At 49.3% G+C, this 24,064-nt stretch carries 17 protein-coding genes and 1 rRNA gene; 4 read left to right on the plus strand and 14 right to left on the minus strand.

Annotation, left to right across the window (positions count from 1 at the left end):
• The 14 genes from HQN90_RS28050 to HQN90_RS28115 all read right to left on the minus strand — a co-directional run.
• Nucleotides 1-117, minus strand: a 16S ribosomal RNA gene (locus HQN90_RS28050); the annotation flags it as partial.
• A gap of 246 nt (nt 118-363) precedes the next feature.
• A complete protein-coding gene (locus tag HQN90_RS28055; RefSeq protein WP_173225053.1) occupies nt 364-1,374 on the minus strand; it encodes a DUF1835 domain-containing protein in 1,011 nt (336 codons plus the stop codon).
• A gap of 31 nt (nt 1,375-1,405) precedes the next feature.
• Nucleotides 1,406-3,427 (minus strand): NAD-dependent DNA ligase LigA, encoded by a 2,022-nt coding sequence (gene ligA / locus HQN90_RS28060; protein ID WP_173225056.1) that lies wholly within the window; start codon nt 3,425-3,427, stop codon nt 1,406-1,408.
• Between the two features lie 62 nt (nt 3,428-3,489).
• Nucleotides 3,490-5,868 (minus strand): DNA helicase PcrA, encoded by a 2,379-nt coding sequence (gene pcrA, locus HQN90_RS28065; protein ID WP_173225059.1) that lies wholly within the window; start codon nt 5,866-5,868, stop codon nt 3,490-3,492.
• Nucleotides 5,869-5,872: 4 nt separating this feature from the next.
• Nucleotides 5,873-6,574, minus strand: coding sequence for a heptaprenylglyceryl phosphate synthase (gene pcrB / locus HQN90_RS28070; RefSeq protein WP_173225062.1), 702 nt, complete (start codon nt 6,572-6,574; stop codon nt 5,873-5,875).
• A gap of 180 nt (nt 6,575-6,754) precedes the next feature.
• On the minus strand, nt 6,755-7,216 hold the full coding sequence (locus tag HQN90_RS28075; protein WP_173225071.1) for a DUF6130 family protein: 462 nt from the start codon (nt 7,214-7,216) through the stop codon (nt 6,755-6,757).
• Between the two features lie 176 nt (nt 7,217-7,392).
• Nucleotides 7,393-8,208, minus strand: a complete 816-nt coding sequence (locus HQN90_RS28080) for a spore coat protein (protein WP_173225073.1) — start codon at nt 8,206-8,208, stop codon at nt 7,393-7,395.
• A 30-nt stretch (nt 8,209-8,238) separates the two neighbouring features.
• Nucleotides 8,239-8,469, minus strand: coding sequence for a hypothetical protein (locus HQN90_RS28085; RefSeq protein ID WP_173225076.1), 231 nt, complete (start codon nt 8,467-8,469; stop codon nt 8,239-8,241).
• Between the two features lie 134 nt (nt 8,470-8,603).
• On the minus strand, nt 8,604-9,536 hold the full coding sequence (locus HQN90_RS28090; protein ID WP_173225079.1) for a DUF4340 domain-containing protein: 933 nt from the start codon (nt 9,534-9,536) through the stop codon (nt 8,604-8,606).
• Entirely contained in the window at nt 9,533-10,921 is a 1,389-nt protein-coding gene (locus HQN90_RS28095) for a GldG family protein (RefSeq protein WP_173225082.1), read from the minus strand. Before HQN90_RS28095 ends, HQN90_RS28090 begins: the two co-directional genes overlap by 4 nt.
• A gap of 5 nt (nt 10,922-10,926) precedes the next feature.
• On the minus strand, nt 10,927-11,643 hold the full coding sequence (locus HQN90_RS28100; RefSeq protein WP_173225085.1) for an ABC transporter permease subunit: 717 nt from the start codon (nt 11,641-11,643) through the stop codon (nt 10,927-10,929).
• Nucleotides 11,636-12,691, minus strand: coding sequence for an ABC transporter ATP-binding protein (locus HQN90_RS28105; protein WP_173225089.1), 1,056 nt, complete (start codon nt 12,689-12,691; stop codon nt 11,636-11,638). Before HQN90_RS28105 ends, HQN90_RS28100 begins: the two co-directional genes overlap by 8 nt.
• A gap of 822 nt (nt 12,692-13,513) precedes the next feature.
• Nucleotides 13,514-15,172, minus strand: coding sequence for a coiled-coil domain-containing protein (locus HQN90_RS28110; RefSeq protein WP_173225092.1), 1,659 nt, complete (start codon nt 15,170-15,172; stop codon nt 13,514-13,516).
• Between the two features lie 150 nt (nt 15,173-15,322).
• Nucleotides 15,323-17,872 (minus strand): U32 family peptidase, encoded by a 2,550-nt coding sequence (locus tag HQN90_RS28115; protein WP_173225095.1) that lies wholly within the window; start codon nt 17,870-17,872, stop codon nt 15,323-15,325.
• Between the two features lie 242 nt (nt 17,873-18,114).
• On the opposite strand from HQN90_RS28115, the gene HQN90_RS28120 reads away from it, so the two are divergent.
• The 4 genes from HQN90_RS28120 (at nt 18,115) to HQN90_RS28135 (ending at nt 23,926) form a co-directional block, all read left to right on the plus strand.
• Nucleotides 18,115-21,345 carry an FG-GAP repeat domain-containing protein gene (locus tag HQN90_RS28120; RefSeq protein ID WP_246362885.1) on the plus strand — a complete coding sequence of 1,077 codons (3,231 nt, stop codon included), beginning with the start codon at nt 18,115-18,117 and terminating at the stop codon, nt 21,343-21,345.
• A gap of 49 nt (nt 21,346-21,394) precedes the next feature.
• A complete protein-coding gene (locus HQN90_RS28125) occupies nt 21,395-21,652 on the plus strand; it encodes an acyl carrier protein (protein WP_079415029.1) in 258 nt (85 codons plus the stop codon).
• A 7-nt stretch (nt 21,653-21,659) separates the two neighbouring features.
• Nucleotides 21,660-22,859 (plus strand): class-II aminoacyl-tRNA synthetase family protein, encoded by a 1,200-nt coding sequence (locus HQN90_RS28130; protein WP_244209139.1) that lies wholly within the window; start codon nt 21,660-21,662, stop codon nt 22,857-22,859.
• A 155-nt stretch (nt 22,860-23,014) separates the two neighbouring features.
• Entirely contained in the window at nt 23,015-23,926 is a 912-nt protein-coding gene (locus HQN90_RS28135; RefSeq protein ID WP_420851092.1) for a hypothetical protein, read from the plus strand.
• Nucleotides 23,927-24,064: the final 138 nt, after the last annotated feature.

Raw genomic sequence — 24,064 nt, forward strand, 5'->3', positions numbered from 1 at the left:
ACGTGTTACTCACCCGTCCGCCGCTAAGCATTCCCCGAAGGAAATACTCCGCTCGACTTGCATGTATTAGGCACGCCGCCAGCGTTCGTCCTGAGCCAGGATCAAACTCTCCATAGTAGCGAACGATTGCTCGTCCGTATATCTGAAAGCTGAAATGCTCATTGACTTGCTAGCGAGATTTTGCAATCTCAATTGTAGTCACTGCGTGACTGAATTTGCTGATTTGCTTCATTCATTTGTTCAGTTTTCAAGGAGCTTTACTACGTTACCGTTTAAAGCGTTAATGTATCGCTCTTGCGGTGACAAGAACATATATTATCAGGTTTCAAAACGAATTGCAAGCGTCTTTTTACATCCATTATCTTACATCCTCAAAAACCCCATGGTTGCGGTGTTTTGACGCCAAATCCCCTCTTTACCAAGCAAGTGAACGCCGCCAATCCAGTCATCTATGCCACTTAGGAAAAGATGATCCTGTTCACACCCAAGAACAAGCTTGCCCCATTCCGTTATTCTCACTCGCCAATTCTCGAATCCGGGTGGCAAAGGATCTCCGTATCTCGGCAGGTTGTCTCCTCCGATTAATTGAACCAAAGGAACTTCGCATTGCCGGAGGTCCTCGATGATACTCCAAAACTGCAAATCACCAAGACCATATCCGCTAATGCTTTTACTGATTTGATGAAATAACTGCGAGATAGGCATTTCTGCTTCTGCCAACAGCGTCAGAATAAGCTGCTGGATGGCATTCAAGCCATTAAGCTTAGATGGATAACGATCATAATTGGCCTGCAGGGCCTTTTTAAGAAAAGGAAAAAGGGATAGGTCTTCTTCTATTAAAGAAGCTAAAGGCAACGGCTCAGAAGCCGAATAGGCTGCCCATACTTTGTAAGCAAGGCGAAGTTGATCTTCTTGTACTGGCGCCCACTTGTGATGAAGACTTTTTATTTGATCAACTGTCAACTGCCCTAATCCATAAAATAAGTCTATGCCGGGAAACTCGCCAATGTTCAAAAGAAAGAGTTGAAAGGCTCGACTGGGCATCGCATACATCCGTGACAAGAGATAGTGCAGCATCAATTGATCGTAAAGGTCATGCTCCAACCAGAGAACAACTTCACTTACATTCGTCGCGAGGTTATCCAGCGCTTCCTCCTGCTCTCGTACCGCAGAGGAAAATAACATTTCCGGAATACAATGCCGGCGATTCATATAAGCTGCACGAATAGGCAAAAGGACACTATCCGACATCTGCATGCCGATAGGTCCTTCATAAAGAGATTCACGCCACACCAAAATATCCCCATCGATACCTGAAGCTCGAAGCTTATCGCCGAAAGCATCACCATTAACAATATGAAGCAGCTTGGACATGGCGTTGTCTCCCCCTAATCACTACTGAATTTTAACTTTCACCCAACAACTGCAAAAGCTCTTGCTCATCGTCAATAATACGAATGCCCAGTCCTTGTGCTTTGGTCAGCTTGCTGCCGGCACTTTCCCCAGCGATGACGACATCCGTTTTCTTAGAAACGCTGCCGGATATTTTGGCGCCAAGAGCTTCCAGCTTCTTCGCACATTCGTCGCGTCCCATGGTTGACAGCGTGCCTGTAAGGACGATGGTTTTACCGAAAAACGGATTATCCGGACTAGCCAGAACGACAGCCGGTTCATCGGCAATCGGATTAACACCTGCGGCGAGCATTCGTTCAATGCTGGACACCATCACAGGGTCGCGGAAAAACGAATGAATGCTATCGGCAACAATTCCCCCTACGTCAGGAAGGGCGATAAGCTCCTCCGGCGCAGCCGCCATGATCTTCTCTAAGCTGCGATAATAGTCAGCCAGCACCTTGGTTGTCGTCTTGCCCGAGTTGGGAATCCCGAGGGCGTAGAGGAAGGAGGCGAGATCACGAGACTTGCTCTTCTCCAGCGCGTCCAGAAGATTACGCGCCTTCTTCTCTCCAAAACGATCGAGCTTGACGAGATCGTCGAATTGCAACGTGTAAAGATCCGCAGGATCATTGACACCCAGCTCTTGATGCAGCTGTGATGCGGTCATCTCGCTGAAAAATTCAATATCCATCGCATCGCGCGAAGCGAAATGCGACATCCGGCCAACGAGCTGCGGACTGCAGCCTAGACGGTTCAGGCAGAAGAGATGAGCCCCGCGCATCTCCAGCTCACTGCCGCAGGAAGGACAGAACGTCGGAGCGACAATCTCTTCTCCGTCATTCTCCTCGGTGACTTTGCCGAGAATCTCCGGAATGACGTCATTGGAGCGGCGGATGTAGACGAGGCTGCCCAAGGCGTGCTTGAGGTTTTTGCGCTCGATATCGCCGACATTGTTGAGCGTACAGTTCTGTACGGTAACCCCTGCGAGATCTACGGCCTCAACGCGGGCCAGCGGCGTGATTTTGCCGGTGCGGCCGACTTCCCATGAAACACTTTGCAAGATGGTTGTTGCTTCTTCGGCTTCGAACTTATACGCGATCGCCCAACGAGGGAATTTATCCGTATATCCCAGCACTTCTCTTGTTCTCATATCGGTCAGCTTCACTACGCTTCCGTCGATCAAGAAATCGAAGGTGAGGCGTTCTTCCGCAATCTGCTCCAGTTCAGCGCTAACTTCCTCAATCGTGCTGAAATACCGCGTACGATTGCTCACTTTGAAGTGATTGTCACGGAGAAATTGAACCATATCAAAATGATTCTCAAATTGGATGCCGTCCGAATAACCTACATTGTAGATAAAGGCGTTCAGCTTCCGCTCTGCCGTTACTTTAGGATTCAAGTTACGCAGAGCTCCAGCTGCTGCGTTGCGCGCGTTTTTGAGCGGATCTGCGCCCGTCTGGTTGTACGCCTCAAGCACGGAAAGGAACATCAGGCCCTCGCCTTGAACTTCAAGAACTCCTTGGTCATAGGGAATCTCCAAGGGAACGGACTTAATCGTTTTGACTTGGGCTAAAATACCTTCGCCGATCGTTCCGTTGCCTCGTGTAGAAGCTTGGACGAGTTTCCCCTGTTCATAGGTAAGGTTCAGCGTGAGACCATCGAACTTCAGCTCGACAACAAACGTAGGGTCTGGCAGCGGCTGTTCAGGATTCTTGCTGTTGTAATCCGCGATTAGCTTGAGTACGCGCGTGTGCCAGGTTTGCAGGTCCGCAGCGTTCTGCGCTTTGTCCAAGCTCCAAAGTCTTGCCAAATGACGGTGCGGCTCAAAGCCTTTAAGAATGTCGCCGCCCACACGCAGGGTGGGCGAGGATGGCAGGATGGTTCCTGTCTCCTTCTCCAAGGCGGACAGTCTATCATAGAGAGCATCCCACCCCGCGTCTGTAATGGTGGGTTGATCCAGTGTGTAGTAATTGTGATTGTGCTTATTGATTTCTTGAATGAGGGTTTTCATTGCCGCGATGGCATCTGTCATTACGGGCTCTTCCTCTCTAATGGGAAATAGGGAATTGGGATTTCAACAGATGAACTCATGACCTATTGTTTGGTAATCGGCGCGAATTTAGCCAACAGGCGCTTCAAACCTACTGGCGCCGGGAAAGCAATCTGCAGCTCGGTGTCATCACCCGAGCCTTTGACGGACACGACGGTGCCGATGCCCCACTTGCCATGCGCCACTTTGTCGCTGGCTTTGTAGTCTGGCACCGCGCCGCCTGCGGCCGGCTGGGGAGCCCGGAACGCAGCCGGTTTGGCGGCGGCTGCAGGGCTTGGCGCAGCCGGTTTGGCGGCGGCTGCAGGGCTTGGCGCAGCCGCGCCAGCAGATGGCCGTCCGAAGGAGGACGGCGTGCCCCAAGCGGACGAGCCTGTCGTACCGCGGCTCGTCGTCGATGCAGCGCTGCTGCCCCACGAGCTGCCGCCGCTGCGGCCAGCTCGCGAGAATCCACCGCCGATGGCGTTGCCGCTCGTGACGTTCTCCAGGAGTTCCTTCGGAATCTCCTGGAGGAATCTCGACGGCGCGTTCGCCGCGGTGCGGCCGAAGAGCGTGCGCATGCGTGCGCATGTGAGGAACAACTCTTGCTCGGCGCGCGTGATGCCGACATAGGCCAAACGGCGCTCCTCTTCGAGCTCTTCGTTGTCGGCAAAAGCACGGCTGTGCGGGAAGACGCCTTCTTCCATCCCGATGATGAAAACAACCGGGAACTCGAGTCCTTTGGCGCTGTGCATCGTCATAAGCACAACGGCATCTTGTTCTTCTTCTGGTTTTTCTTTGTCCAGTGTGTCAATATCCGCAATCAGCGCCAGATCGGTCAAGAAGGAAATGAGAGACTTGTCCTCATTCCGCTTCTCAAAGTCCATCGTCACAGACAGGAATTCTTCAATATTTTCGAGACGAGCCTTGGATTCAATCGTATTCTCGCGCTGCATTTCGAGGCGGTACTGCGACAGCTCCAAAATCTTCTCCGTCAGCTCGGTAACCGATAAGTATTCAACCATACGGTTCAGGTTTTCAATCATTTCACGGAAATCAGCCAAAGCGTGCTTCGCCTTCGACGTAATTTCAAGCGAATCAACTTCCTCCAGCATCGCATACAGCGAAATCCCTCTTCGCCCTGCCATATCCGCCACTCGGTCCATCGAGGTATCGCCAATGCCCCGCTTCGGTACGTTGACGATACGATTCAAGCTGATATCATCGTCTGGATTTGAGATTAGGCGCAAGTACGCCAAAATGTCTTTGATCTCTTTCCGATCATAGAACTTTACGCCGCCAACGATAGTGTATTGGATATCGGATTTGATCAGAATTTCCTCAATGACCCGGGATTGGGCATTCGTCCGGTACAAAATCGCATGATCACCGAACTTCTTGCCGTTTGACTTATTTTTGTTAATCTCATTCGTAACAAAATAGCCTTCTTCATACTCGGTATCCGCTTGGTACAGCTTAATGCCAACGCCGCCCTCTTTATCGGTCCACAGGTTTTTGGGCTTGCGGCCTGTGTTGTTCGCGATGACTTTATTAGCCGCCTGCAGGATATTCGAGGTTGAGCGATAATTCTGCTCCAATAGAATGGAAGTGGCATTCGGATAATCTTTTTCGAAATTAAGAATATTCGTAATATCAGCCCCGCGCCAACGGTAAATAGACTGGTCACTGTCCCCTACAACACAAATTCGCTTATGTTTGGCCGCGATCATCTGACACAGCATGTACTGTGCTCTGTTCGTATCTTGATACTCATCCACATGGATATATTGAAATTTGTTTTGGTAGTAATCCAGCACTTCCGGAACTTCGTTAAACAAATGAATGGTGGCCATGATGAGATCATCGAAATCCAGGGAGTTGTTGCTTCTTAGCTTTTTCTGATAGAGCGTATAAATTTTGGAGGTTAATCCATCGAAGTAGTCACCGATTTTATCTTCAAATTGCTTAGGAGAGATGAGTTCATTTTTGGCTGTGGAAATCGCTGCTTGGAAGGCCTTCGGCTCGAATTTCTTCGTGTCAATGTTGAGCTCCTTGCAGCACGTTTTGATGACAGAGAGCTGATCGCCGGAATCCAGAATAGTGAAATTCGAAGTGAAACCGATTCGCGTAATATCTCTGCGCAGCATCCGCACACACATGGAGTGAAACGTAGAGACCCAGATATCGTTGCCGCTGCCGCCTACCAATTTGCCCACACGATCCTGCATCTCACGTGCTGCTTTATTCGTAAAGGTCAGGGCCAGAATGCTCCACGGCGCCGCTCTCCGCGTGCCAATGAGGTAAGCGATTCGATGCGTCAGCACGCGCGTCTTCCCGCTTCCCGCTCCAGCCATAATCAGCAGCGGCCCATCTACGGCTTCAACCGCTTTGCGCTGCTCGGGATTCAACCTTTTAATCGCATCTAAGATATTGACTGTCTCGTTCATAAAGTTACCTTCCTGTTCTATCAAAATTCACGTTCACGGTCTGAAGCGCCCGCTCCAAATCGCTATAAATAATGTTGCCCACGACGATCGTGTCTGCGACTTCCGCTGCCTGCTGCGCCTTCTCCAAGCTGTCGATCCCGCCGCCATAAAACAAACGGGCATTCTCTAGCACTTGCCGCGTCCGCCGTACCAATTCCATATCGCCAAACACGCCGCTGTATTCCAAATACACAATAGACATATGAAATAGCTTGTCCGCCATACGCGCATATGCGGCAACATCTCTGGCATCCAAGTTCGTGCGAGCAGACGTCAGCTGAGCAGCCGTAGCTTCGCTATTCAAAATAATATAGCCTTCCGCTATAATTTCGTCCCAATTCAACATGGAACCATATTCTTTCAGTGCCTCATGATGCTGCCCAACGATCCACCTCGGATCATCCGCATTCAGCACAACAGGAATTAAGAAAAGATCAAACCCAGGAACAATCGCTTCTTGATTGGAAATTTCCAGCACACAAGGCACCTCGTACTGACGAATCCGCGAAAGCAGATCCACCGTATTATCAAAGGTTACTCCGGAAGAGCCGCCAACCATGATGGCATCCGTCCCTGACAAACAAAGGCGATCCAACGCCTCATCTGAAATGTGACGATCCGGATCAAGCTTAAACACATGCTTCCACTTGCGTATATCGACGATCAACTGTTTCCCTCCGATTAGGGGCAATATTGCCATACTAACAACAGTCTATGCTACGTATTCAGGTGTGTCAAATGACAAAAGACGGGCTAATTGCCCGTCTTTTCAAGGAATATGCACCTAGTGTCGGCTGATGTTCGTTCAAGCCTGATTTCCGGCTAAATACGTACAAATGTTCTCTACTTACTTTACGTCAATATTAAGGATTTTCTCCACCTTGAGATCTGTGTGATCATTTTGCTGAAGCTCGAGTTTAATTTCATGTTTACCGGCTGCCAAGTTGTTGAGTGTTAACGGGCCTGTTTTCCCAATCATCGCTTTTTGCTTGCCGTCAACATAGAGGTGAAGGTGCCCTTCACCTTGTACCGCTTTTTGATTCATATGATCAGCGGATAATTGGAAATTCGTTGTCTGATAGGTAATCGTCACGTTTCTTCCGTCTACTTTGGATACTTGAGCATCAATGGCCGGTTTGGCGTTGGAGGCGACCGTCTTCACACTGCTCTCCGTCTTTCCTTGCGATACTGTTGTCGCTGTATTTGGTCCTAGATTAGAGCTTGCTACCTCTTCTTTGGAGCCACATGCGGTTGTCAATGCGCCAAGAACCATTAAAGTCGCTGTACCGTAAATCCACGTTTTTTTCATCAGAGATACACCCTTTTCTCATAAGTTTGGACATCCTTTGTCTCTTATATATGTGTGACAAGCCAGTTCCATACCATGATTATGAGAAAAGTGGGACAAAACATTGGAATGAGATGAAAATAAAAACGCCTGAAGCCAGATGGGCTGCAGACGTCTTTGGTGTAGAAGCAGACAGCTTAGAAGCTGTATTTGCTTCCTTCATGATGCTTGCTGATATAGGAGCTTTCGCTCGCAGCGCTTGAAGAAGGAGCTAGCATACCGGTTTGGGCACGCGATGTAATGCTGGTATTCGCTGTTTTGCTAGTTATAGGCGTACTCTCGGTCGAGCCAAAAGCTGATGACGCCGAGTAACCAGCTTGCGATTGACCATAGCTGGATTGTCCATAGCTTTGATCCTGATAGCTTTGTCCTTGTTGGTTCGTATAGCTTGGCTGCTGGTGAGAGGCGAAGCCCTGTCCTTGGCTGTTGTACACCGCATTCGGATATTGGGATGCATTGATCATCGGCTGAATGGGCGCTTGATGCAAAGCCGCGATTTGATTCTGTTGTTGGCTTTGCGGCTGGTGCTGCGGCTGTTGTTGGTGCTGAGCATGCTGCTGCCCGATCGCCATCTGATCCTGCTGTTGATAGCTAGCCGTGGTTGATCTGTTCAAATTCTGTTGAACAAAGGTCTGCAGCTGCGCTGCGGTCTGGCTTTGCTTTTGCAGCTCTTGTTGAATTTGCTGCTGCTGCGCAGGTTGAACTTCATAAGCGCCCAGTTTCTGCAATTCATTGAAAACAGCTGCTTGATCTTGCAAAGTTTTTAGCAATAACGTCTGAAACGTCTGTCTGATTTGCGGATTCGCCGCTTCCAGTGCAGCCGTTGTATACTCACGCGCACTGCGCTTAAGCTCGGAAAGAACGAAATTCGCGAAATCCTGCTCTTGCAAATGTACTTGCTGCTGAGATTGCTGCTGTTGCTGTTGATACGAGTTCTGATTTTGTTGATACATGCTTCGTGCACCTCCTCTTGTATGTAGGGATTAATGGGTAATTCCGGATTGCTGCTGCAAGGTATTGATGAGAATGCTGACGTTTTGCAGGCGCTCCTGGGATAGTTGAGACAACGTTTGCTTCAGAGATTGACTCTGGCTGTTAGCTGCTCCTTGCACGCAAAGTTTGGCTAACAATTCCTCATTTTTCAACGTGTCCGATAAGTACGAGAGCTCTTTGCCAGTAATGGTTTGGTTCCCTTGGTTTTGGTTGTTGTACATGTCGTTGTTACCTCCTTTCCATTCCTTTCTTGTAGGTTTCCCAAAATATGCCGTTTTATGTGACATTGGTAAAAAAAGCTAAAAAACTGCTCCACCGCAGTAAAATCACTACAGGGAGCAGTCTTCCTTACACGCTATGAGGCGGGCTGAGCCGGTTTGCCGGCATAAGCATCCGCTAACTTCTGGATATCGGCAGTTGTGAGCTGATAGGCCCACGCCCCCCCTTGCTTAGCTAACCAGACTTGGTCTTGGTCCAGCTTGCCTTCGTACACTTCGGTTGTATCTTTGCCATCTACGCTCAAGGCAAGTTCTACCTTAAGCTCTCCGCCTGCAACAGGCTTCTGAGCTGCGGGCTGCGGCAGAGCCGCACTATGAAGGAAGATCAGATTATCGAGCAGCGGATTGGCGTCCGCGCCTTTTAACTCTTTATCTCCAAGCTTCCAGTTCGCCTCAGCGGCAACTTTATCCTTATCCGTTTTGGCAAGTGTCCAGGACTGACCCTTCCACGTCACTTTGACAGACTGCACCTTGTCGTTCTCAAATTTGAACGGGCTGGTGTCGGCAAAATCAACAGATGCTTTGCTTAAGCCAGTGAGTGACTGATCGCTTACCTGGTACACAGCAGGTGAACCCTCAACCTGAACATAAGAGAAGCCTTGAATAGGAAGCGCCGTCCCTACCTTCAACCCTTTTTTGGAGCCATCCTTCAGCTGAACCTCATATGCAGCCACAGGCTTATCCAAGCCGTATTTGGCAACGTCACTCGGTTGATCTTCCACTAATTTGGTAGAATTCACCAAGCCCAGAGCATCCAACCACGAATCCGCTTGATTCGCATTGATTGGCGCTGCTGCCGGCTTCTTCATATCCCAGCCGCTGCCGTTGCGTGCTAGCTCCACCTGTTGTTCCTCGGTTTGGACGCTGAGCGATTGCACATCTTCTTGCTTAAGAACAACGAGTGATTTCGGCTCTTCTTTTTTCTCTTGAAAGAAGTTTTGGCTGGAGGCGTACCAGAACGCCCCGATGCACACAACGACTAACAGAATCGTAGGAATAAACCGTTTCATCCTCGTCTCCTCCTCCACCAGATCAAGCCGCCAATGACTAAGAACAAGAGAGGCAAGAACACAATCGTAACTAAGAAAATCGTATTCGCTTGGCTAGGCGTAATCATCGCTTGCTGGAACGCATCCCCTTGGCGTGGACGGATGGTGATTTGATCCTTCTGCTCCTGCAGCCAGCCAATACTGTTCATCGCGAAATCCTTATTGCCCTGATTCTGAATATCTTGATCCAGCACGAACGTCGAGCCGCCCAAAATAACAGCCTTAGGCTTGTTATCTTTGTTCGCAATCGCGTAACCCAAGTTGAGCGGACCTTTAATATCAGTTGCATCCTGCTTGGTTTTCGATTGGGCCAACAGATTGATATCTGTTTCACCATAAGCTTTATCTGTTGTTTTCAAGAGCAGCGATTGGGTATAATCCGGCGCACTCTCATCTGCAGTCAAGCTGGCAGCCAGCGACAGCATCGTCACCAAATTGTTGCTAGACAGTTTATTCGTAATTTCATGTGAGCCATAGTCAGGAATAATCGTTAATGGATCATATAGCGACGTTTGTTTTGGCTCAATCGCAATGGCATGTTGATCAACGATACCGTAAGTTTTCATGATCGCATCAATATTTTTCCACTTGGTCGCCATATCTTTATTGAAGCCCAGCGCGATATAAATTTTGCCTTTATCCTTCAAATAAGCCTGAATCAGTTCCGCTTCTTTATCGTTCAGGTCATTTTGCGGTCCAAGCAGCATCAGCATTTGCGCATCGTCCGGTATTTTGCCCTCGACATAAAGATTGAGGTCTTTCACCACATAATTGGCGGCTTCCAGACTGCTTTTCAAAATCGTCATCGCCGTTTGCGGGTATTCCTGGTGACCGGAAAGTAAATAAACGGTGTGTTTTTCTGTGGAAGTTAGGCTCGTAATGGCCTGTGTAAACTTCTCTTCACCTGTAAATGTGTAGGAGCCGTCCTGCTGTCCGTTAAATAGTTCATAGAAATTTACATTTTGTTTCTTCGTGCCCATTTCAAAAACAAGCGTTCCACCTTGATCAACGCCATACTGCTTAGCCATCGACGGCTGTTTCAGCATATCGTATTCATCGTACGTAATTTTACTGTTTTGCTTCTTGTACTCGGTAATCATATCCGTCACTTGACGTGTAATAAATTCATTGCCATCGCCACTATTCGTGAAGGAAATAATATGAATATCTTGATTTAAGTTTTTGAGTGTCGTCACTGTTTGTTCGGAGAGCGTGAAGCTCTTATTTTTCGTCAAATCGACCTGAAAGCCTTTCAGCGAGTGAAGGAAAATGGTCAGAATGATGAAAATACCGATGACAGCGATCGATAAAACTGTCGCATTAGTTCCCCGTATCCACTTGTTCATCCTGCTCACCTCCAACGCTTTCTTTCAAGGACTTGTATGCTCAGAACGAGGAAAACCGCTGTTAATGTGATATAAAAGACGATGTCGCCGCCATGCAGGACGCCTTTTTGCAGGTTCGTCATGTGGCTCGTCAATGAGAATTGACCCACATAATCCTTCAGTTTACCTGTCATCCCACTGCTGACCCAATCGAGCAGCCAAAGCAACAGCAGCATAACAAAACCGGTCATACCCGCAACCATTTGGTTGTTGGATAAGCTGGATGCGAATAAGCCAATCGCCATCATCGCACAGCCTAATAGGAACATGCTCAGATAGGACAGCCACATGACAGGCTTATCCAAGGTTCCGAAGGTCGACATGATCAGCGGATAGATTAAGCTAATCCCCACGAGTCCGATTTGCACGATAAAAGCGGATAAATACTTGCCGAGCACGATTTCGCCAATGCCCGCAGGTGAGGTGAGAAGCAATTCATCCGTTCCTTGACGGAACTCATCGGCGATGAGCCGCATCGTTAGCAGCGGGATGATAAACAGATACACGAAAGATGTGTTGCCCACAACGGAGCGCGCATCGACAATCGGCGGCTGGCCGTTAACGAAATTGATATAGAAGAAAAAGCTCGACAGCAGCACATAGAAAGCAAACGCCACATAAGCTACCGGCGAAAAGAAATACATTTGTAGCTCTTTGGAGCAAATCGCCCAGACTCTACGCATCGGTATCTACCTCCTCGTTCGGAACAGAGTCGGGTGCCGCAGGTTCGTCGGTCGTCAGCTTGAGGAAAATATCCTCCAGGCTGAGGCTTTCCCGCTTCATTTCGAGAATCGGGTAGCCAGCACCGGCTAAGCGGAAAAAGAGCGCTTCACGGATATCGGTACGATCCGCTGAAGTAACGAGCAGCTTCACAGATTCCGCTGCCGGCTCTTGGACTACTGCTAGTTCAGCTGCGTCGGAGATAGGCTCGCTGGCTTGGTCAGACGCCGCCGGTAGGGCTGTGTCGACTTCTTTGACCTCTGCGACCGCCTCCAGGCTGCGCAGCTCGGTCAAGATCCGCTCGCGAGGTCCCTTGACCTCGAGCGACACCTCGAACGTTTCGCCCATCGTACGGCCGAGATGCTCGGGACGCTCGTCCAGTACGACGCGGCCTTGGTTAATAATCAGCACGCGGTTGCAGATCGCGTTAATTTCCGGCAAAATGTGCGTGCTCAGCAGCACCGTATGGTTCTCACCCAGCTCATGAATCAGCTGGCGGATTTCGATGATCTGCTTCGGATCGAGGCCGGACGTGGGCTCGTCCAGAATCAGCAGATCAGGTTGGTGCAAAATAGCTTGCGCGAGACCTAAGCGCTGCTTATAGCCCTTAGAGAGGGAGCGAATGATCTGCTTCTCGCGACCTTGCAAGCCCAGCTTGTCGATGGCTTCGCCGACACGCAGCTTCTGCTCGCGGGCAGGCACATCACGCAGGTTCGCGATGAAGCGCAAGTAAGCTTGCACCGTCATCTCGGGATAGAGTGGCGGTGTTTCCGGCAAGTAGCCGATTTTGCGGCGTGCTTTCTTCGGGTTGTCCGCCATGGAGTGGCCATCCACCCAGATTTGCCCGTGTGTTGGATTCAAATAGCCGGTAATCATGCGCATTGTCGTTGTTTTGCCAGCGCCGTTCGGCCCTAAGAAGCCGACGATTTCGCCGCGCTGCATCGAGAAATCGATGTTATGCACGCCTCGGGCATTTTCGTACAGCTTGCTGACTTGTTTGACCTCAAGCATCCAAGATCCCCCATTCATTCTTTTCGTTCTATATAACCATCATCACTATACCCGTGGAACAATAAACCAACCTTAAGCAAATCTGAAAAATAGATTAAAAAAATGTGTCTAAATTATGAACGAACGAGATATGGTTGTTGAGGTTGTTAGGATGCTAAATCATCGAATGCTAGAAAGCAGACTGAAATCGCATGTGTTTAACCAATAAAAAACCCCTAGCTGCGAAGCCACTGAAAAAGTCCCAATCTTATAAACGATGCAGTCTTATAAGGGGAAAAAGCATAGAACTCGCTCTGAGACTGCCCAAAAGAGACCGTCTCACCGACCGAATCAGTCGGCATCGACGCGAAAGCAAGCTGAGCCTGCCGAAAAGGCCGTCTCACCGCACCAATTTTGAAAAAGACTGCAATAGTGCAGCCTTTTTCGTTCAAATCGTCTGAAAATCGAGAAAGCCTGCAATAGTGCAGGCTTTTTAAGCTTTTCCGTCCTAGAATCGAAAAAAGTTCTCTAAAGGATGCATGATTGCAGGCTTTTCACCTTTTTACTTATTTCCAAGCCGAAAAGGATGCATATTCGCAGGAATTACCCGGCTGCCTGAGTCTCATCGTGCGAAAAAGCAGCATAGCTGCTAAAGTAAGCTGAGTCTGCCGAAGAGACTGTCTCACCGACCGAATCAGTCGGCATCGACGCGAAAGCAAGCTGAGCCCGCCGAAAAAAAGGCAGTCTCAGTTTGATGTTGTATCTCCTTAGAATCGGCAAATGGTAGGCCTTTACCTACTTTAGTCAATTTCACAAAATCAAAACAAGCGTTTTTCAGTGGCGTTAAAAACCTAAAATTTTGGCAATCTTGTCTAGTAGTCTTTGCTGTGATATTAATTGTTGAGACATTTCATCATACCGTTGGTTCACTAGCTCCGTTGTCGACGCAAGTATTTCACCTCGGAGATCTCGCTCCGAAACTTCAGCAACCTTCTGCTGCACGGTTTCGACAACATTTTGCAGTTCTGTTACCTTTTGCGTATGGAGATGATTTCCTTTATGCAAGTTCCGTATTTCCATCGAAATACTTTCGTACCGTTGGTTCACTAGCTCCGTTGTGGACGTAAGTATTTCACCTCGGAGATCTCGCTCCGAAACTTCAACAACCTTCTGCTGCACCATTTCGATCACATTTTGCAGTTCTGTTACCTTTTGCGTATGGAGATAATTTCCTTTATGCAAGTTCCGTATTTCCATCGCAATGCTCTCGTGCCGTTGGTTCAATAGCTCCGTTGTGGACGCAAGTATTTCGCCTCGGAGATCTCGCTCCGAAACTTCAACAACCTTCTGCTGAACGGTTTCAATCACATTTTGCAGTTCTGTTACCTTTTGCGTATGGAGATGATTTCCTTTATGCAAGTTCCGTATTTCCATCGAAATGCTCTCGTGCCGTTGGTTCAATAGCTCCGTTGTGGACGCAAGTATTTCACCTCGGAGATCTCGCTCCGAAACTTCAACAACCTTCTGCTGCACCATTTCGATCACATTTTGCAGTTCTGTCACCTTTTGCGTATGGAGATAATTCCCCTTATGCAAGTTCCGTATTTCCATCGAAATGCTCTCGTGCCGTTGGTTCAATAGCTCCGTTGTGGACGCAAGTATTTCGCCTCGGAGATCTCGCTCCGAAACTTCAACAACCTTCTGCTGAACGGTTTCAATCACATTCTTCAATCCTTGTACTTCAACAGCTGCACCCTCTATTTCTCTATGCAGAAATGCTAATGTGGCAGCCACCTCACTACTTGTGTCCTGTTCGAACAAATTAACGATATGGTGCGTGAGAATCTGGATCACATTTCGCAATTCCGTTACTTCTTCAGACAAACCAGAAACTTCGATAACCTTTGATTTAAGCGTCTCGATGATGTTACTAAGTTCCGCAACTTCATTGCTTAATTGAGCGAACTGAGCCATTGATTGATCCAGCATAGGCAACAAACGCCCGCCACTTGCTAAAGACGATATACCCACCTTTTGATTGAGATCGTCTACTTTGCCCATTCCATTCATTGGGGATTTATTCGCTTCTATCTTTTGCACGAGGAGCTGTACCATGTGACTTAATTCCACGGTTTCCTTGCTTAATTGCAAGTTAGAGTTGTTCATAACTGGAGGTGAAATCGAATGATCTGCGGAGGGAGATAAATTAGAGTCAGGAACAACAGTCGGTATAGGTGATAAAGGCTTTTCATCATGAAGTGCATTCGCTGCTTTCTGACGCATTTCCCGTAAATGTTCTTTTATCCATTTAAGCGGTTTATTGGCATCGCTCAACTTAGCAATGATCTCAAAGATTTCAATAGCTTCTTCTGTGTACCTTAGCGATCCGCCAATAGCTTTAGTCGGAAGAAACTCACGAAAATCATTTGACCATTCCATCACAGCTGCTCGCGGTTTTCCGATTTTACCAGCGATCTCAGTGAACTTATATGTCCTTTTCATTGTTATCCATCGCCACCCTTTCTTCTTATGTCCATTAAGCGTAGGCATCAGCTGTAACATATTATTCAGGGCGTCAAACAAATGACAGTAAATATATACAACAAACCCAGCACCTAAAAGGCGCTGGGTCAATTCCCCATCTATGGATCCTTACTTCACCAATTGGCCGCGCGTAACGCCTAGCTGATTGGTCGCTTTCAGTGAACGCCATACTTGCGTTCCGCTGATTTGTCCGTCGATTGCGCGGCGGTACAAATCCAGGATTTCACGGACTTTGTCCGGCGTTTCCTCAAGAAACTCGACTCGGAATGCGCGAATACCCAGATCCATGAAATGGCTCAAATATTCTGCGCCTGATTGATCGACGGCATTATATACCGTATTGCGGCAGCCTTCATCGACACGCACCGGATGCGACATCCCCACACGGTCCTGCAAGGAAACGCTGTGATCCTCGCAAGGACGGCCACAGTTCGTGAAGTCGGTTCCTTCGCTCAGGAACGTACAGTACACACAATGCTCCGTGTGGAACATTGGCATGTGCTGGTGAATAACGACCTCCAGTTTGGACGTTTCGGAACGACGAAGCAAATCAACCATTTGCTGAATGTTCAAATCGTACGAAGGCGTCACTTTGGAGAGACCCGCTTCCAAGAAGAGCGCCGCTGTTTTGTGATTGGCCACATTGAGCGAGAAATCACCGATTAATTGCGGCTGCGGTGCACTTGGATTCTCCAAGCGATGCTTCAAGAAGAAGTAGGCAGCCCCCGTGTTACGGATCAACACCGCATCAGGCTTAAGTTTGAGAATATTGTTAAAATAGCCCGTTTCCCCAGGCATATGAATCCGCGGAGTCGCCAAGGCGATTCGGCGGCCAGCTGCATGGACAGCTTCAACGGCTGCAGGGAACTGCTTAATAAATTCAAAATCAGCATAAATGAGCTGTACATCATCTGTCGTTTCCAGCACAGCCTTCACCTGATCCAGGTTGCGGCAAAGCGCAGTTAGCTCTACAGCGCTGCGCTCCGCTAAGGATAGCGCAGGCGTATTCGCAGCGGCGGCTTGGTACGCAGCCGCAGTCGGAAGCACGTCGTCGTACACGCCGACGTCACGCTTCCTGTACGCGCGCGGCTTCTGCCGCTCGTCTTCCATCAGCTCAACAGCGCTGCGCCGCATGCTGTTCAGCTCGCGCATCGGCACGATAAGCTCACCGACCAGCTGGACTTCCAGCTGGCTGAGTTCGTAAATCGTGCCGCCAAGGCGACCGAACTGCTCGGTGAAGAGCTGTTCGTCCATCGGTCTTTTTTCCGCGCGAACCAGCGGAAGCTCGGATTGTACGAAGACAGTATGGCCGCCTCGGATATCTGTCCACCAGCTTTTGAGCGGCTCGCCTTCAACACCGCTAATCTTGACGCTAACCGGGAATGTCCGGTAAGGCTTATCGGTCTCGAAGGTCTGGCGCAGTCGCTTGTCGAGATGTGGATCGTTCGTCTTCCAAATGCGGTCGCCGACATGCAGACGACTTAATTCGACATCGTTGCGGCCCATAATAATTTCGATGAGTCCGCCCTCGGCTTCGCCTTCGAGCTTCTCTCCTTTGCGGCGCAAATCATAGATTCGCCCGCCTTCTTCTTTCTTCGTTGGGTCCCCGGCATCGAAGACGACACCGTCTCCGCGCTTAATCGGCGCCTCGAGCTCGCAAATCACGCCATCGCGCAAAATTTGCTTGATACGGCCAACGAAAACCCCACGGCTTTTGGGAAACGTGCCGTCAACAAGCTGCTTATTGTTGGTTCCATTCAAGAAACCTACGGTAAATCCACGCGAGAAGCTTTGCTGCAGCTCACGAACCTCATCTTTCGACGGACGAGCATCCTCACCATCAAAATAACGGTCAATGGCACGGCGATATTTACTCACGACATTAGCCACGTATTCAGGGGTTTTCAAACGCCCCTCAATTTTAAAAGAACGCACACCAGCTTCAATCAGTTCCGGCACAATCTCAATGGCCGCCAAATCCTTCGGAGAAAGCAGATAAGTGACGTCACCCATCGGCTTTTGAACGCCATCCACCATCAGGTCATACGGCAAGCGGCAAGCCTGCGCGCACTCCCCGCGATTGGCGGAGCGCCCACCCCACATTTCGGAAGTCAAACATTGACCTGAGTAGGAAACGCAAAGCGCACCATGCACGAAAACTTCCATCGGAAGTTTGGCTTGATCCCCGATTTGTTTGATCTGCTTCAGGTTATTTTCACGACCAAGAACGACGCGTTCGATGTCGAACGGCTTCGTAAATTCAACAGCTTCCGGCGATGTAATCGTCATCTGTGTCGATCCGTGAATCGGGAAATCCGGAGAAATCTCGCGAATCATTTTAACCAAACCAAGATCCTGCACAATAACCGCGTCGACACCCGCATCCACACAAGCCTCAATCAACTGCTTCGCCTCGTTCAACTCTTCCTCGAAAACGAGGATGTTAAACGTCAGGAAGCCCTGAACCCCATATAGATGAAGAAACGACATAATATCCGGCAATTCTGCCATCGTAAAATTATGCGCTCTAGCTCGTGCATTAAATTTCTCCACACCAAAAAACACGGCATCCGCCCCATTGGCAACAGCCGCTCGCAAACAATCCCAATCCCCCGCAGGGGCCAACAATTCTATATCTTCTCTGCGTATCGTACGCATGGCAGCAAATCCTTTCAATAATAGATCCTCGGGTCATCCTCAAAGTCTTCTCTTTAGTGTAACAGAAAGGATAGGTAGGAATCTAGGGCATCAAGCAATTACAAAGTTACCCAGAATCCGACACACCCTGTACAATTCCAATCATTGCCTACGCGCGCTCAACCCCTTTAGAAGTTAACAAACTTACCTATGAATGCTATAATGTCAAGGATAGTGACCATTACAGTAATCGAGGGATCCCTTTGGCTTTGTCGAAAATTCGCGTTCTTCCAGTAGTGATTGGACTAGGCCTTTGCCTCTTCATCATGCTCTGCATCCTACTATTTTTACCAAAAGTAGACGAAACTAAGCTCCTTTATGCGACGAGCGGGGATGTATATGATACGGCAGCCTACGGAAACTTCCAACAAACCTTGCAAGCAGGAATCAAGCTTAACAAACAAAACCTGCCTAATCTATCCGCAAAAGAGCTGAACAAGTACGATGCCATCTATCTGGATCCTGCGCTGGCGCAAGATGCCGCGTGGTCCGTACAAGCAGAAAAGCTAACCGGATATGTGAAGCATGGCGGCCATTTATTAGTTGAAAATGGGTTCTCTACCAGCTTTCCGCTAGACTTTCTAGGTGCTGCGAGTGTTGTTGACTTGCAGAAATTACCGCTAACTACGCTAACCAACACACCGAGTCTTACTTACCCGCAGGTTCCCGTTAATCTGCAGGGCTTACAGCAAACCTTTCAGTTATTTAGTCAGAGTTATCTTAAGCATCACGCCTTGGACGACATGCCTGGCTTCCATATGGGGTTCGGCTTTGTTCCTTCTACAGGACAAACCCTTGTTGCCATGACCACGCCCGGACAGCCGATTTCACTCGCCATGCAGAATCACGTGGGCAAAGGCACCGTCCTGATCAGCAGCAACTTTCTGCCGAATCGGTATTTTCCAACCGGCTATGATATGAAAAGCGGCATGGACCCGAAGCTCGGCTTCTCGCAATGGGCTGCTAAATATCAAGCGGAGAGCAAGCCTGTATCTGGAACGACTTATTTCAATAAAAGAGCTTTGCCGATTGAGCCTTACTTCAATTTCGATTTTGCTGCCGCGAACATGCAGTACCGCAGCGAGCTGCTCTCTTACGTAGCGAAGGAAACACTGGGCTACAGTGTGCGCAAGGTTCTTGGCCCTTACGGGCGGCCGGCTATGGCGTTTCAGAATCATTTTGAGGCGATGTCGGCCATTCAGCAGAAAGACGGCATCGCTTGGGCGGAGCTGCTCAAGAAGTATAACGAAGTTCCTTCGTTTACACTCGTCCGCAACGCCTTCTATTGGGGACAATGGCGCGAGAGCGTGACGGTGCAGCTGAACACGGGGACGAACGCGCAGCCCAAGTTCGTCGGCGAGCTGCCCGGCTCCGGCTACGCCAGCGGCTTGCATGTCATGTCTGGCGGCAAACCTTTGCGCCAGGCGCTGTTCCCTCAGTATCGCGATCTGGCGAGCGCGATTGAACTGCCTTACCGCGCGTACCCGGCCGCGGCGGATCTGAACGGCGATGGCCGCATCGATCTGCTGGCCGGCAGTGCGGATGGATTCGTGTATAAGTACACGAATCTTGGCCCTGCGGCGGCGGCTTACGCGAGCGAACCGCCGCCCGAGGGCTTGGCGCTGCCGGACACGTTCGGCGCGCCGGAGAAGATCTTGCTGGAGAGCGGCGCGCCGCTCCAGCTTGGCCCTTACAGCACCGTTCACGCCGCAGACGTGAACGGGGACGGCCGCCCGGACCTCATCGTTTCCGATGAGGCCGGGGCCGTGTGGGCTGTGCCGCAGCTTGCGAGCGGCAGGTTTGCGAAGCCCGCGGCGGTGCTCGCGGGCGGAAAGCCGCTGCAGCTGCCCGGAGGGCCTGCAGCGCCGCTGGTCGCCGACATCGACGGCGACGGCAAGCTCGACCTCGTCCTCGGCGGAGCCGATGGACGAGTGTGGCTCTACAAGGGCCGCAGCGCAGCGGCCCTTGACTTGGCACAAGGCAGCGTGATCATGACGCTGCCGAACCAAGCCACGCACGCCGCGCCCAGCGCGCGCGATCTGAACAACGACGGCCGACTCGATCTCGTAGTCGGCAGCAGCGACGGGGACCTGCAGGTGTATCTCCAAGGCGCTGACGGCGCTTGGACGCCACAAGGTCCCCTGGAGGGCACAACCCTCAACCAAGTCGGCAATCATGCCTTGGTTGCTGGCCACTACTCCGTCCCGCTATGGGTCGATCTCAATCACGACGGCAAAGACGATCTGGTCGTCGGCGGCATCGAATTCGGGTCCCCCGTTTCGATCGACGACCCGCAGTTTCCTTATCCTGCGGAGCTTCAAGCATTTATCCAATATGCGCGTGATAACCATTTGGATTTGAATCCTCATGTGTTTGTACATAATTTCAAAAGTGCTGATCAAGAGCGGACCGAGCTGACTTTGCACAAGCAAGCCTTTGACAAGCTAGGCATTCCTTGGCTGCATCCGGGTACGAATCAGCATACATGGCGCATCAATAACGAGGACCATGCCCAAACGCTGCAAAGCGAGCAGCAGCAAGGCATGTGGTACAACTTCGGGTTCCTGCCTTCCGAATCGCCCGTCATTGCCCGTCCTGATGCCGTTTGGTCTCTTCCTTTTCTTCTACAGGATAAGGAAGGCAAGACGGATCAAACGATGCTCATCCACACACCGACACCGGTGCTGCGGACAGGCGATTACGCGACGACAGATGTCTTTGAATCCATGGTGAAATTGGATATGCCGATTGATTATTTTGAGCACATCGAGTACCATTTTCCCGTACCTGCCAAAATTGCTGATTTAGCCGAGTTCGCTGACTACTTTGACAAGCTTCGCACGAAGCATGATTATAATTTTATGACCGAAAATCAGATGGCCAAATCGTTCTTAACCGCTATGAAAAGCGAGATTCGGATCAGCCAGTCCTGGGCTTCCTATTTATGGGACAAGCTGAAGGATCGATTAGCTGGCGGCAGTCCGCATTTCCATGCGACACTGACACCGAATTCAGCTAACGTGCCGACCTTGGCGGATGAATATGCTTCCACGCTGGGAGTCGTCATCGAAAAAGGTGAAAAACTGGCGCTATACTCCCTGCAAAGCGATTCCGACACCTATACAACGGTAGATACTAAGTTCTATGTTGGTTTGGCTAAACCAACTTCCATCGGGATTGGCCCCCAGAAGGATCAATTTCATGTTGTACGTTCGAATGTCCCTTTTGTTCTGAAACTTGAAGGAACTGCCCATCATTTAGAACTGAAATCAGCCGGATTGCAGCAAGTGAAGATATATAGTCCTACTGAATTGACCTTTGATACAACCGATGTGAAGGTATCCTATGATGCCTCAACTCACATGTACACGATCACCCGCTATGGGGATCTAGCAACTCTTTCTTTCGCTAGCAAGACAAGTCTTAAGCAGTAGCTTAAGACTGAATTACTACCACTTTCCATTAACCAGGAGGCTTTCCATCATGTCTAATGAAGACTTATTAGCGCAGCTTGAACAGCATATTCGCGAGCGTTACGAAATTGCCGAGGACGACGATGATTTTGACGTTGATGTTCATCTGTTCGATTATGGATTTATCGACTCGATCGGTGCCACAGCATTGATCGCTCATATCGAGAAAACGTACGGCATCCAAGTCACGAATCAAGATCTTATGCTGTACTCCATGAACACCGTAAGCGAAATTGCCGATTTTATTTCCAAGAAGACTGCGAGGTAACCATTTCATGATGACATGTAGAATTTCTCTAGAAGGTCTTGCTGAAAGCCAGCATGGACAAGTCAAATATGCATCTGCCTTCGCGGATGAGCATATTCAAGATATCGCCTTGGTTGATGGCCACATTGTAATTACGCATAACTCTCCCCATGGGGACGAGGGCATTACAGAACGCGTTCAACGCCTGATCGAACGTTTCTCGCATGGCGATTTTGGTTTCAAAGAAAATATTTTGTTCGAAAATAAAGTGGACACCCCCTACGAAGGCGATATTATTGCCGAGCTCGTAGAGCGCAAAGCCATTAAGGTATTGGAGCCTGGTCTTTTCATTTTCCGTGAGCCCTTCTCCAGCTTGATGCGGTTCCTCGACTATTCCTTCGTTACGAAGATTGCCAAACGCTTTGAAGGCATGCAGGAAGAATCCTATCCAGCTGTCATTCATAGTCATACCTTGAACAAGACGAATCATTTCACTTCCTTCCCTGAACATATTCACTTCGTCACCCATTTGCGTGAAGACCTGGACGTCATCGAATCATTCTCCCAGTCCATTCGCGAAGCTGGCGGTTGGAACGCTGAACAGCCATTGGCGCTGGATAACAACATGGTGAAGCCAAATTTCATGATGAATCCTTCTACTTGCTATCACTGCTATGAGGGGCTGGAAAATGAAACGCTGGAAGGCGACGGCATCGTAGTTACCGCCATTGCCAAATGTCACCGCTTTGAGTCCAAAAACCACAGTGATTTCGGACGCTTGCTCGACTTCTCGATGCGTGAAATTATTTTCGTCGGCAAGCCAGACTTCGTCAAAGAAAATCGTCTGAAATCCATTGAGTATCTGAAAGAGCTTGCCGTTGAATGGCAGGTTGACAGCATGATGGAGATCGCCAACGATCCGTTCTTCACGAACGATTTCCAAGTGAAAGCGTCCTTCCAACGCAATCAAGAGATGAAATACGAGCTGCGCCTAACGATTCCTCATGTTAAGAAATCGATTGCCTGCTCATCCGTTAATTTCCACAGCAACACGTTCGGCAATGCTTTTAATATTAAAATGGGCAAACGCAACGCCGTGACCGGCTGTGTAGGCTTCGGCATCGAGCGCTGGGCTTTCGCTTTCTTGGCGCAATACGGATTGGATGAGCAGCAATGGCCTGCAACCTTCCGCGAGCAGTACCAGGCTTGGCAGGACAAAGCGCTGTAACTCATTGAATTTCACTTCTCTATGATCTTATAACCTTAATGGCCCATACGCTGTATGACCTGCCTGTACATGTTGCAGTCGGTAAACAGCTATGGGCCACATGATTACTTCTGATGACTCCTCGTGAGTATCATCCATCCCATACAAGATAATGAGTGATCCCGTTGAAAGCAGCCACATTTCTCAAAAAGAATAGCTTCGTGCTGGGCCTGCTGCTAGCGATTGTCGTTTCCGACCTGCTTATCTCCTGGTGGAACCCGATGGTTAGCACACGCCGTTTCTACAAAAACGACTTTACCAAAACGCTCTACCACCACAGCTGGTCTCATTCGGGACCGGTTTTCTTCGGTAATTCCTCCGTGACGGGTGCTTATATCGAAGAGAAGTCCGATGCCCACTTGATCGAGATGGGGCTTTCTTATGGCAAGCTCACGGATCTCAAAGGCATTCTGGAGAGAAACTTATACCAGGTCCAAGATGAACTGGTCATCGGCATCGATGTCCATACCATGCTGGATGCTCTGGAAACAGATCCAACCTACCCATGGTTCAAACCTTGGTACCAGCCTTATGTTTATACTTATCGGGATTATTTCCGAGATTCGGGTGAAGAATTTGCTCGTAATCTGGCCAAAGGAAGCCTCGCTTATGAACCGCGATGGATCGACAAAGAGCTGTATCCTGGGCGTAAGGATGATGAATTCCTGAAAACCAAATGGGCTGATTATGATAAGCGCTTTGGCGCCATGACGTTGAAAGACTTCAAGGATAATTTAGCTGCAATGCAGTGGGTGATTCGCTATGCGAGCGAGCATAAGCTGTCTGTGCGAGTGATCTGGATGCCTTGGAATAAAGGCTACGCCGACCCGCCTTACGTCGCCTCCCTCAAACAAGAGGTGAACAACCAGCTGAACGCTGCGAATATACCGGTATTGGATTTGATGCACACATACGATCCCCGTTACTTCCATGATCTTGTTCATTTGAACCGTGAAGAAGGCGCTCCGCTATTTACGAAGGAGGTAGACACATGGTTAAAATCCTTAGGAAAACCATCGAAGTCCTGATCTATCTCGCGATGCTGTATTTGGTATTCATTTATTTCACCGGCAAGGGCTTGTTTATCTATGAGAAATTTTAAAGCTCTGACCTTATCAGAGGTGACATTCAAGTAGGAATAAGCTTTTCAAGCGAGGAGTACTTTA

Origin of the sequence: Paenibacillus alba (assembly GCF_013204855.1) — a bacterium.
Taxonomy (GTDB): domain Bacteria; phylum Bacillota; class Bacilli; order Paenibacillales; family NBRC-103111; genus Paenibacillus_E; species Paenibacillus_E alba.